Consider the following 12,518-nt stretch of genomic DNA (forward strand, 5'->3'; position numbering starts at 1 on the left):
CATCCGTTTTCAGCAGATGACCGCGTGTGAATCTGTCAAAGCTGCTTGCGGGCCGATCGAGGCAGTGGGGCGGTCGGCTTGATGTCGTATCCCGACATGTCGCCAACCGCCCCCCGCGACCTTAGAACTTTTTCCGGACCTGCACCGCAGTCGTCGCGGCCCGCTCGCCATCGGCAACCCGGACGCTGAGGTCGAGCCCGAGATCCCAGCCCGACGGCAACGTGAGACCGACGCCGGGGGCGAACAGGAACTGTTCCCGCGACCACCCCGATGCCATCAGGCTGTAATAGGATGGCCCCGTCACATCGGCATAGTCCAGTCCCTGGCGGGTGCCGCTGGTGAACTCGTGCAGCCACTCGGTCCGCAACCGCCCGGTCAGCAACCCGACCGACAAGGGCCGCTGCCACGCCAGGCGAAGGCCCAGCGCACCCGTCACTGACAGGAGATCGCGGTCGTCGAAGCGCAGGTTGTAGATCCCCGCGCCTTCCTCGACATAGCGCGTCAGGCGTCCGTCCAGATACTCCGCCCGGCCATAGAGCGACCAGCGCAGCGCGCCTGTGGTACGGTCGATCCCCGACGACAGCGCGCCCGTGGTGAACGTGCCTGTCCGATCCGCGGTCGCCATCGCGCCGGTAGCGGCATCTTTACGTCGCAGCGAATAGTCGAGCCATCCGCGTGCCAGCATGCCGTCGACGAACAGCCCACGCAGCGGCGTCGCGCTGCCATAGACCGCCAGTACCTGGCTGTCGCTGTTCACCTGGCCGGCCCCGCCCGCAATCGTGCTGCGGTCGTGGCCGAGGCCCCCGCCGATACCAAGCGTGACACCCTGGGCGACGTGCAGATCGACGCCAACGCTCAGGCCCGAGGTCGTGGCGCTCACCTTCGAACGCCCGGTGATCGCATCGCGCGTGCCGATGTCGATGGTGCCGCCCGTCCACAGGCCGACGCGCCCACCGCAGCCTGCCGGAGCAGCGCCCTCCTGGGCTGAAGCCTCGCCACTACGCTGCGCGCGTCGATCGCCATCGGGAGCGATGCGCTCGATCGGCTGTCCCGGCACGTGCCCATCATAGGTGCGATCGGTCGAACTCAACCGCACACCGTTCGTCGAACGGGCGCAGTCGGCCCCGTGCAGCGTCTCGGCATGGCCCATGAAGTTGGCGACCTGCGTCCGCGAGAAGCGGCGCGCCGCTTCCGCCTGGGCATCACTCATCGCGCGGACATTCGCGTCGCGCGATGGGTCCGGGCGAGCCGTGACCGTGACGGTGACGGTGGCCGGCGACGACGTACCGAAGGCGTTGGCGAGGGTATAGCCGACTGCGATCGTCCCGTTGAAGTGGGCCTTGGGCGTCACCTGCAGGCGGAAGGTGCGTGCGTCGGCGGTGCCTCCCGCGACGATCGTGGCGGTCGCCTGATCGGCAGGCGAGACGCTGGTGATCGCGGCAGCCGTGAACGGACCACCGGAAGCGGCAGCGGTCAGGTCGACCGAGACGGGCTGGCCATCGATGGCCGATGCCGTGATGCCGTTTGCCTTGGGTGCCGTGCCGACCACCTGGATGGTGGCGGTAGCGGGTGCCGACGTGCCACCCGGTCCGACGGCGACATATTGAAAGCTGTCGCTGCCATGGTAGCCTGCTTCCGGGGTATAGACCGCGATGACCTGGCCTGGGACGGAAACCGAGGACGCTGCCAGTGCAACCGCCATCAGGGGCGATCCGCCGAAGCCACGCATGGCCAGGGTCCGTGAGATCGTGACCGTGCCATGGGCAGGTTGGGTTACGATCCGGATTTCATCGAACTGGCCGCTCACCAAGCTCGACAGGTTGAGGCTGACGCTCTGTCCGGCCTCGGTCTTGGTATTGGCCGCAACCGACGTCGTAACCGGATCGGTGGCGACCGGGGGCGGTGGGGTGCCTACCGCAAGCGTGTAGGTCGCGTTGCCGGTGGCACCATGCGCGTCGATGATGTTGACGGTGACGGTGTAGTTGCCAGCGGTGGTCGGGGTGCCCGACAGGGTGCCATTGGCCGCAAGCGTGACGCCGGCGGGCAGACCCGTGGCGGTGTAGCTGTACGGCGCGGTGCCGCCCGAACTGGTCAGCGTCTGGCTGTAGGCGGTGCCGACGGTGGCCGCCGGGAGCGAACCTGAGGCCGGCGAGACGACGAGCGTCGGCGCGGAAACCGTGACGGTGACGGTCGCCGGGCTGCTGGTGCCGGACGCATTGGTGGCGGTGTAGGTGAAGCTGTCGCTGCCCGAGAAGCCGGCGGTCGGCGTGTAGCTGATGGTCGTGCCCGACGCCGTGGCGGTGCCATGCACGGGTGCCGTAGCGACGGCGACCGAGGTCGCGGTGCCACCCGACAGGGCAAGCGTCACCGCATTGCCGCTGCTGTTGGCGGCGACGGTCGTGCTGACGGCCTCCGCGACCGGTGCCTGCGCGGCGACCACGATCGTGTAGGTCGCGGTGCCGGTGGCGCCATGTGCGTCGGTGGTGGCGACGGTGACGGTGTAGCTGCCCGCCGTGGTCGGCGTGCCCGACAGAGTGCCGTTGGCCGCAAGCGTGACGCCGGCGGGCAGGCCCGTGGCGGTGTAGCTGTACGGTGCGGTGCCGCCCGAACTGGTCAGCGTCTGGCTGTAGGCGGTGCCGACGGTGGCCGCCGGGAGCGAACCCGACGCAGGTGAGACGACGAGCGTGGGCGCGGAGACGGTGACCGTGACGGCCGCGGGGCTGCTGGTGCCCGAGGCGTTGGTGGCGGTGTAGGTGAAGCTGTCGCTGCCCGAATAGCCAGCGGTCGGCGTGTAGCTGATGCTCGTACCCGAAGCCGTGGCGGTGCCGTGCACGGCCTGGGTGGCGACCGCGACCGAGGTGGCGGTGCCACCCGACAGGGCAAGCGTCACCGTATTGGCGGTGCTGTTGGCAGCGACGGTCGTGCTGACGGCCCCTGCGACCGGTGCCTGCGCGGCGACCACGATCGTGTAGGTCGCGGTGCCGGAGGCACCATGCGCGTCGGTAACAGTGACGGTGACGCTGTAGCTGCCTGCCGTGGTCGGCGTGCCCGACAGAGTGCCGTTGGCCGCAAGCGTGACGCCGGCGGGCAGGCCCATGGCGGTGTAGCTGTACGGTGCGGTGCCGCCCGAACTGGTCAGCGTCTGGCTGTAGGCGGTGCCGACGGTGGCCGCCGGGAGCGAACCCGACGCAGGTGAGACGACGAGCGTGGGCGCGGAGACGGTGACGGTGACGGCCGCGGGGCTGCTGGTGCCCGAGGCGTTGGTGGCGGTGTAGGTGAAGCTGTCGGTGCCCGAGAAACCGGCGGTCGGCGTATAGCTGATCGTCGTGCCCGAGGCGGTGGCGGTGCCGTGGCTTGGTGCCGCATCGACCGCGACCGAGCTGGCCGCGCCGCCCGACAGGTTGAGGGGGACGGTGTTGGCGGTGCTGTTGGCGGCGACGGTCGTGCTGACCGCACCGGCGACCGGTGCCTGGACGGCGACCACGATCGTGTAGGTCGCGGTGCCGGAGGCACCATGCGCGTCGGTAACAGTGACGGTGACGCTGTAGCTGCCTGCCGTGGTCGGGGTGCCCGACAGGGTGCCGGTCGACGACAGCGTGACGCCGGTCGGCAGCGCGCCCGAGCTCACCACATAGTTGTAGGGCGCGGCACCACCCGAGGCGCTCAGTGCCTGGCTATAGGCGGTGCCGACGGTAGCGGCCGGGAGCGAACCCGACGCAGGCGAGACGGTCAGCGTCGGCGCGGTCACCGTGATGGTCACGGTCGCGGGCGAACTGGTGCCCGACGCATTGGTGGCGGTGTAGGTGAAGCTGTCGCTGCCCGAATAACCGGCGGTCGGCGTGTAGCTGATCGCGGTGCCCGAGGCGGTGGCGGTGCCGTGGCTCGGAGCCGTGTCGACCGAGACCGAGATGGCCGCGCCGCTCGACAGGTTGAGGGGGACGGTGTTGGCACTACTGTTGGCGGCGACGGTCGTGCTGACGGCCCCTGCGACCGGTGCCTGCGCGGCGACCACGATCGTGTAGGTCGCGGTGCCGGAGGCACCATGAGCGTCGGTGATGGTGACGGTGACGCTGTAGCTGCCCGCCGTGGTCGGGGTGCCCGACAGGGTGCCGGTCGACGACAGCGTGACGCCGGTCGGCAGCGCACCCGAGGTCACCGTATAGCTGTAGGGTGCGGCACCACCCGAGGCGCTCAGTGCCTGGCTATAGGCGGTGCCGACGGTGGCCCCCGGAAGCGAACCCGACGCAGGCGAGACGGTCAGCGTCGGCGCGGTCACCGTGATGGTCACGGTCGCGGGCGAACTGGTGCCCGACGCATTGGTGGCGGTGTAGGTGAAGCTGTCCGGGCCGGAATAGCCAGCGGTTGGGCTGTAGGTGATTGATGTGCCCGAGGCGGTCGCCGTGCCGTGGCTGGCCTGGTTCGCGATCGCGACCGAGGTGGCGGTGCCACCCGACAGGGCAAGCGTCACCGCATTGGCCGTGCTGTTCGCGGCGACGGTCGTACTGACCGCGTTGGCGACCGGAACTTGAACCGCGATGGCGATCGTATAGGTCGCGGTGCCGGTTGCGCCATGCGCGTCGGTCACGTTTACCGTAATGGTGGCGTTGCCGGTGCCCGTGGGCGTGCCGGTGATCGCACCGGTCAAAGCGTCGATCGTCAAGCCGCCAGGCAGGCCGGTAGCCGAATAATTGTAGGGTGCGGTGCCGTTTGAGGCCGCGACACTCTGGCTGTAGGCGGTGCCGACAGTGCCGCCGGCTAGCGTGCCGGAGGCGGGCGTTAGCGCGAGGGTCGGCGCGGTGACGGTGATCGTCACGGTCGCGGCCGAGGACGTGCCGCTGGCATTGGTTGCCGTGTAGGTGAAGCTGTCGTTGCCCGAATAGCCGGCGGTCGGCGTGTAGCTGATGGTCGTGCCCGAGGCGGTGGCGGTGCCGTGCGCGGCCTGGGTCGCGACCGCAACCGAGGTGGCGGTGCCGCCCGACAGGGCAAGCGTCACCGCGTTGCCGGTACTGTTCGCGGCGACCGTCGTGCTGGTTGCACCGGCGACCGGCGCCTGGGCGACGACGGTGATGGTGTAGGCGCGCGACGCGGTGAAGTTCTGCGCGTCGGTCGCGGTGACGGTCAGGTTGAAGCTGCCCGACATGGTCGGCGTGCCCGACAGCGTGCCGTTCGTCGCCAGCGTGAGACCGGTCGGCAATGCGCCGGCGGTGACGGCATAGCTGTACGGCGCGGTGCCGCCCGTGGTGCTGAGCGCTTGGCTATAGGCGGTGCCCGCAGTGCCACCCGGCAGGCTGGTGGGTAAGATCGCCAGCGTCGGCGCGGTGACCGTGACGGTGACGGTCGCCGGGCTGCTGGTGCCCGAGGCATTGGTGGCGGTGTAGGTGAAGCTGTCGCTGCCCGAATAGCCTGCGGTCGGCGTATAGCTGATGGTAGTGCCCGAAGCGGTGGCGGTGCCGTGCGCGGCCTGGGTGGCGACCGCGACCGAGGTGGCGGTGCCACCCGACAGGGCGAGCGTCACCGCGTTGCCGGTGCTGTTCGCGGCGACCGTCGTGCTGGTTGCACCGGCGACCGGCGCCGGTGTGGTCACCGTAATGGTCACGGTTGCGGCCGCACTAGTGCCCGAGGCATTGGTTGCCGTGTAGGTGAAGCTGTCGTTGCCCAAATAGCCGACGGTGGGCGTGTAGCTGATGGTCGTGCCAGAGGCAGTTGCAGAGCCATGGGTTGCTTGCGTGCCGATCGCGACCGAGTTGGCTGCGCCGCCCGACAGGTTGAGCGTAATCGGGTTGCCGTTGCTATTCGCCGCGACGGTCGCGCTGACCGCGCCAGCAACCGGGGCCTGGAGTGCCGCCACAGGCGTCACTGCATTGGACGCAGCCGAGGCTGTTCCGGTGCCAGCGCTATTGGTGGCAGTGACGGTGAACGTATAGGACGTGCCGTTAGTAAGGCCGGTGATCGTAATCGGGCTTCCGGTTCCGCTGGCGGTCGCGCCGCCCGGACTGGCGGTGACGGTATAGCCGGTGATCGCCGCACCGCCGGTATCGGTAGGGGCGGTGAATGTCACAATGACCTGCCCGTCACCCGCCGTCACCGTGCCGATCGTTGGTGCGGCGGGGGCAACCGCATTCACGGGAAAAGACCGAGAAACCGTTGGTGCAGCGCTATAGGAGCTATTGCCGCCCTGATCGGCATTGATCGTGCAGGTTCCGGTGCTGACGAATGTCAGTACGCCGCCGCTGGTGATGGTGCAGACACCGGTCGTGGACGAGGTGAAGGTGGGTGTCAGTCCCGAGGACGCCGTAGCGGTCAGGGTCGGCGTCGTGCCATAGTTGTGCGAGCCGGGATTGGCGAAGGTGATCGTCTGGCTGGCCAGGACCGCATTGACCGTCAGCGTCGCGGCGTTTGATGTCGCCGAGGGCGAGGTACCGCCGGTCGCGATGGCGCGATACTGATAGCCGTTCATGCTCGTGGTCGCGCCGCTGACGGTCAGCGTGGTGGTCGTCGTACCGGAATACACGCCGCCATCAGCAATATTGGCAAAACCAGACCCGGTGTTCGCTTGCCATTGATAGCTTGAAGCATTTGAAGCGGTGATGCCGAAGGTGGCGTTCCCGCCGGCGTTGACCGTCGCATTGGATGGTTGCGAGGTTATGGCCGGCGCCGCGGCACCGCCACCAAAGGGCGTGCAACTTATCGCCCATGTTATGGAGGCCGTGCTGTCGAATGCGCCGCCAGAGGAGGCATTCCCGTTGATGTAGATACGCGTGACAGGGGCCAAGTTTGTGACCGTATAATCACCTGATTGGGTGGCGCCTGGAGTAATGCCAGCCGCATCGACGATGCTGAAATTCGACGTATTGTAGCGAATAATGAGGCGAGCATTCGATCTGCCCGTGCCGCCACCCGTATATTGCCAATGAATGATGTCGCCCGGAGTGAAAGTGTAAGACGAGTCGATAAAAAAGCCGCCACCCGCTGAATTGAGGGTTTTGCTTATCATGCCGCTATTCACGGCGTCACACGCCGTTGAGGCGAGTGCGGCGCTGGTGGTGCCAAAAATTGCCAACATACAAAAAATTAATACAAATATCGCCGTTCTCACGTCGCGAAATATGCGAGAAATTTCCACTTGGCGAAATTCAGTTACATCTCTGATCACAGCCCCACACCCCTGTCTCCGGACGTGTGGGCCCACCCCGACCCACGGACGATTTGTTTTTCACGCGTGTAAAACGCAAGGTTTCGGGCATATGCGGTCGTGCGGACGTTTCTTGGGATCCGGGCACTGCTCGCAACGCGCCCGGGCGGTTACAGATGGGGCACGTGGGAAGTATATATCGTCGTTATGCGCGGTGATGCTGGGAGGGGCAGTAGTGGATTGGAGTGTTGTCGTTCGCGAGGTGCGCAGGATGCATCGCCTCAAACAGGAGGCGTTCGCGCAACTAATCCAAGTCTCCCAGACGACAATTTCCCGCTGGGAAATGGGCCGGCAAATCCCGGAACTTCGGTTTCAGAACTGGTTCATCGAAAATTTACGGAAACTCGATCCGGTTTCGCCAGACGACATGATCGTATCGTTGATCCGGCGTTCAGCGACGCCGCGGTGCATGGTGAATAGCGACTTTAGATATGTGCTTGTCTCCGACGGAGAAAGGCGCTTGTTGGGCGCTGATGTCGAGAAGGTCATAAACGGCTATATTGGAGATATCATTGCTCAACAGGCTGGGCATTTAATCGACGAATATTTTGCTCAGATGCTGCGACCAGGCTGCGAAATCACTGGCCTGAGCTACGATGACGAGGGATACATTGCCAAAGGCAGAAAATTCCGGAGAACGTGGAATGTCGTCACGGTGGACGGTGTCCGTTTCTTAGCGGGCGAGGATATCGAGCTTGATGAGCCCCTGGATAATGAAAAGGACCTGAATCTACGCATCTTCAACGATGCGGGGCTGGCGCGAAATATGCTCGGCTGTCGATAACCTCAACTCTAAACGGAGCATGATTATGCGGCGGCATATCTGACAAGCGGTGCCCGCTCAAGCGCACGATCCCAATAACGTATTCGACGGGACGCTCCCGGCTTAAACTTTCTCAAAGACCTGTTCTCATTTACAATATCCCAAAACCATCGGCCCAATAATGGTAGATCGGTAACGCCATCGCCGAGTTGGCGATAGAGATTAAAGCATTGAAATTTCGCCCCCCCTTCTTGTCGACCTGACACGGTGAACCCGTAACGCAGGCCCTTTCGGAAGATTCGCGAGCGCCCCCCGCAACGGCACCGCGCTGAACCTGTCACGACCGGCCCATGAGCCGGCGCGCATCACCTCCAACGACCCGGGCGACCTCTGCGTCGCCGGTCGGTGATGCGCGCTTCAACAATCCGGGGCTTGTCAGCGCGGCCTTCGACGATTCATGGTCGACCCTCGAGCAGGAGGTGGCGCTGATTGACCGACTGTTCGGCGGCGAGATCGCCGCGCTGTTCGAAAGGCCTGGTCATGGGAACCGAAATGTTCGCGGGTAAGCGTGTCTTCGTCTATGCGCGGGTATCGACGACGCGACAGGAAAAGAACGACCTGTCGCTGCCGGACCAGATCGCCACCGCCGAACGCTGGGTCGAGGATCATGGCGCCCAAGCCGTCCGCGTCTTCTCGGAGGCGGGCAGCGCCACCGATGACCATCGGCGCGCCTTCCGTGAGATGATCGCGCTCGCCGAGTCGGATGAGCGCCCGGTTGACATCATCCTCGCGCATTCGCTGTCGCGGCTATTCCGCAACGCGCTCGACTTCATGCAGTATCGTGAGCGACTGCGCCGCAAGAAGATCCGCATCATCTCGGTGACGCAGAATTTCGGCGACGATCCGACGTCCGACATGGCCGTGTCGATGCTCGCCATCTTCGACGAATATCATTCGGCCGAGAACGCCAAGCATGTTCGCCGCACCATGGTCGCCAATGCCGTCAACGGCTTCTGGAACGGGCAGACGCCGCCGATCGGCTTTCGCACCTGCACCGTGCCACAGGCGCGCGGCAAGGACCGTAAGAAGCTGGAACACGATCCCGAGACGGTCGACATGGTCCGCCACATCTTCAAAACCTATCGCGAAGGCACACCCAACGGCCCCATCGGTGTCACGGGCCTTGCCCATCACCTGAACGAACGCGGCTACCGCATCCGGGGCAAGCGGTTCAGCATCGGCACGCTGCACAACATCCTGACCAACACCGCCTATATCGGCTACGTTATCTTCAACCGCCGGGATTCGCGCACGGGCGAGACGCGGCCGGAAAGCGAGTGGGTGCCGATCCCGGTCCCGCCGATTATCGATGAAGAGACGTTCTACGCGGTCCGCCAGCAGATGGCCGATCGTGACCCACGGATGGGCGAGGCTGCCGCGAAGACCAACACGAACCTGCTGACCAGCCGCGCGGTCTGCGGCTGCGGCGGGGACGGCTGTGGTGCGGGGATGATGACCAGCACCGGCAAGTCCGGTCAGTATCGCTATTACGCCTGTTCGGCGCGGATCAAGCGCGGGCCGGATGCGTGCGCGGGACGCCGCGTTCCGATGGAGCAGCTGGACGATCTGGTCGTCGGCGCGGTGACCCGCCATCTCGTCCAGCCGGAACGGCTGACCGCGCTTCTCCAGACATGGCTGGACCGTTCGGAAACCGCCGTCGCGGAGCGCGCCGCTGAATTGAAGCGGCTGCGAGGCCGGCTGACCCAGCTTGAGGGCGAGAGCGCCCGCGTGATCAAGCTGGTCCGGCTCGAGGTACTCAGCCCGGACGATCCGCAGGTCGCCAGCGAACTCGGCAACATCCGCGCGCAGAAGGCCAGCACCCAGGCGGACATCGCCGTGCTCGAACGGCAGCTTGATGCTGGCGATCGGCGAATCACGCCTGCGATCATCGCCAAATTCGGCGATCTGCTCCGCCGGAAGCTCCACGAGCCAGACGGCAGGACGCGCAAGGAATACATTCACCTTCTCGTCGATCGTGTCGAGGTCGGCGACCGCGAGGTTCGGATAACGGGCCGCAACGCGATGCTGGAACGCGCGATCATAGCATCCCAGACGCCGGGTGCCGCAGTGCCCAAAGCTGAACAGAAATGGCGCACCCGACAGGATTCGAACCTGTGGCCTCTGCCTTCGGAGGGCAGCGCTCTATCCAGCTGAGCTACGGGTGCGTGGGCTGGCCGACTAGCATCGTGCGCCACCCCGCGCCAGCCCTTTTATGATGGGGGCACCGCTTTTGCGGGTTTGGCGACGGGGGCGGGCGTCTTGGGGCGATAGGCGCACAGATCCTCGACCGGACAGCGCCAGCATTCGGGGCGGCGCGCCTTGCAGATATAGCGGCCGTGCAGGATCAGCCAGTGATGCGCATGGACGCGGAACGGCGCAGGCGTCGCCTTGTCCAGCTTCAACTCCACCGCCAGCGGGGTCTTGCCCTTGGCCAGGCCGGTGCGGTTGCATACGCGGAAGATATGGGTGTCGACCGCGAACGTCTCCTGCCCGAAGGCGACGTTGAGCACGACATTGGCGGTCTTGCGCCCCACCCCCGGCAACCGCTCCAGATCGGCGCGCGCCTCGGGCACCTGGCCACCATAGTCGTCGACCAGCATCCGCGACAGGGCGATGACGTTCTTGGCCTTGGTGTTGAACAGGCCGATCGTCTTGATATGCTGCTTCAGCCCGTCTTCGCCCAGTTCCAGCATCTTCTCGGGCGTGTCGACCTCGGCGAAGAGCGCGCGGGTCGCCTTGTTGACCCCCACATCGGTCGCCTGCGCCGACAGCGCGACCGCGACGACCAGCGTATAGGGATTGCGGAATTCCAGCTCGGTCTCGGGATGCGGGTTCGCCTCCGCCAGCCGGTGGTAGAATTGGACGACGTCCGCCTTCTTCATGCGCGTTACAGGCCCAGCACGTCGCCCATGCGGTAACGGCCCGGCCCCTGCCCTGCCAACCACAGCGCGGCGCGCACCGCCCCACGGGCGAAAATGGTGCGATCCTGCGCGAAATGGCCCAGCGTCACCCGCTCGCCCTCGCCCGCAAAGATCACCTCATGGTCGCCAATCACCGAGCCGCCGCGCAGCGCCGCCATGCCGATCGTCCCCTCGGTCCGCGCGCCGACCAGCCCGGCGCGGCCATCGACCCGGAGATCGGACAGGGCATGGCCGCGCCCCGCCGCCGCCGCCTCGCCCAGCAGCAGCGCGGTGCCGGAGGGCGCATCGACTTTGTGCCGGTGATGCATCTCGGTGATCTCGATGTCCCAGTCCGGGCCAAGCCGCGCCGCCGCCTCGCGCACCAGATTGGCGAGCAGGGTGATGCCGAGCGAGGTGTTGCCGGTCTGGAGCACCGCGATCTCGGTCGCGGCCTCGTCGATCGCCGCGTGCTGGGCGGGTGAAAGGCCGGTGGTGCCGATCACGATCGGGGTGCGTGCGGCCCGAGCCGCCGCCAGATGCGCATCGAGCGCGCCCGCGATCGAGAAGTCGACCAGCACATCCGCCGACTTGGCCAGCGCGTCCGGATCGTCGCGCGAATCGCAGCCCCCGGCCAGCGTCGCGCCCTCGCCCTCGATCAGGTCCGCGATGGCGCGGCCCATGCGCCCGGCGCTGCCGTAAATGCCGATGGCGGTCATGCGGGGGTTCCGGTGGCGAAGAGAGAGAGGGTCGTCATGCGGCGTTCCTTGGCACAGCTACTTCTCCGAGGGAACCGGCGGCTGGCTGCATGACCAATGATCGATGACCGCTTGTGGGGCAGACCGCCCCGATATTTCGATCCCAGGCACGAGCGGCGTAGCGGAACCCGTTATCGGCTGGCCCGGGCCGGGCTTATTTGCCTTCGACGACGTCGATCGGCGTCGCGCAGGTCGCATAGGCCTGTCGATAGGACTTGTCCCAGCACCGCGCGAAGCCGTCGAGCACGTTGAGGTTCATAGGCCAGCGGATCGTGATCGGCTTTCCATCGGGGCCGCGCGGGTCGAACCCCTCGGGCTTCGGCAGGGCGGCAAGGGCGGCATGCGCCTTGTCGAAGGAGGGGCGATCGCGCCGCAGGAACGCAATGCTGCCATCGACATAGAGGTTCCAACCCATGCCGCGATCCTCCTCCACGGTCTTGCGCGCGCGCTCGAACAGCGCGATCGCCGCGACATTCTCACCGAGGTTCGCCCGCAACTGGCCCTCATGCCAGTAGAGAATGCCGCGACTGCGCTCGGGCGTATGTGCCGTTCGCCAGTCGCGGATCAGGTCCGCCGCCTCCTTTTCACAGCCGCGCATCGACAGCGCCCGCCAGCCGCCGGACATATCCTGATCGAAAGCCTGTTGCGGCAAGGCGAGCATCGCGGCGCGGTCATAGGTGCAATCGGACGCGGCAGCGGCAAGCAATAGGGCGATCATCATGGCATGATGTGATCCAGGACCGCTTGAAATGGCAAGAGCGAAGCTTGTGCCGCCACCTCGCCATACTGATCGCTCGACCGCGAAGACTTTGTTATTTCAACACTAGTCCTCACGGAAATTATGTTTG

At 66.0% G+C, this 12,518-nt stretch carries 6 protein-coding genes, 1 tRNA gene and 1 pseudogene; 3 read left to right on the top strand and 5 right to left on the bottom strand.

Translation table 11 applies throughout. The annotated features are described in order from the left end of the window. Positions 1-121: 121 nt before the first annotated feature. Positions 122-6,511: an Ig-like domain-containing protein gene (locus QE379_RS17825; RefSeq protein ID WP_307002545.1), complete on the bottom strand. Its 6,390-nt coding sequence runs from the start codon at positions 6,509-6,511 to the stop codon at positions 122-124. An 838-nt stretch (positions 6,512-7,349) separates the two neighbouring features. Between QE379_RS17825 and QE379_RS17830 the strand changes: the two genes are divergently transcribed. The 3 genes and pseudogenes from QE379_RS17830 to QE379_RS19700 all read left to right on the top strand — a co-directional run. Next, positions 7,350-7,976 (top strand): DNA-binding transcriptional regulator, encoded by a 627-nt coding sequence (locus QE379_RS17830; protein WP_307003289.1) that lies wholly within the window; start codon positions 7,350-7,352, stop codon positions 7,974-7,976. A gap of 329 nt (positions 7,977-8,305) precedes the next feature. Beyond that, positions 8,306-8,521, top strand: coding sequence for a hypothetical protein (locus QE379_RS17835; RefSeq protein WP_307002546.1), 216 nt, complete (start codon positions 8,306-8,308; stop codon positions 8,519-8,521). After that, a pseudogene (locus QE379_RS19700) lies at positions 8,508-9,539 on the top strand (recombinase family protein); the annotation flags it as partial. The gene QE379_RS17835 and the pseudogene QE379_RS19700, both read left to right, overlap by 14 nt. Before the next feature lie 564 nt (positions 9,540-10,103). Here QE379_RS19700 and QE379_RS17845 read toward each other — a convergent pair. The 4 genes from QE379_RS17845 to QE379_RS17860 all read right to left on the bottom strand — a co-directional run bounded on the left by QE379_RS17845 (position 10,104) and on the right by QE379_RS17860 (position 12,391). Beyond that, positions 10,104-10,180: transfer RNA gene (locus QE379_RS17845), tRNA-Arg, on the bottom strand. Between the two features lie 45 nt (positions 10,181-10,225). Beyond that, complete coding sequence (gene nth / locus QE379_RS17850; protein WP_307002549.1) at positions 10,226-10,897, bottom strand: endonuclease III; 672 nt, start codon at positions 10,895-10,897, stop codon at positions 10,226-10,228. A gap of 5 nt (positions 10,898-10,902) precedes the next feature. Then, entirely contained in the window at positions 10,903-11,631 is a 729-nt protein-coding gene (dapB, locus tag QE379_RS17855) for a 4-hydroxy-tetrahydrodipicolinate reductase (RefSeq protein ID WP_307002551.1), read from the bottom strand. A gap of 193 nt (positions 11,632-11,824) precedes the next feature. Continuing rightward, on the bottom strand, positions 11,825-12,391 hold the full coding sequence (locus QE379_RS17860; protein ID WP_307002553.1) for a hypothetical protein: 567 nt from the start codon (positions 12,389-12,391) through the stop codon (positions 11,825-11,827). Positions 12,392-12,518 lie beyond the last annotated feature (127 nt).

This window comes from Sphingomonas sp. SORGH_AS_0879, from assembly GCF_030819175.1.
Lineage (GTDB): Bacteria > Pseudomonadota > Alphaproteobacteria > Sphingomonadales > Sphingomonadaceae > Sphingomonas.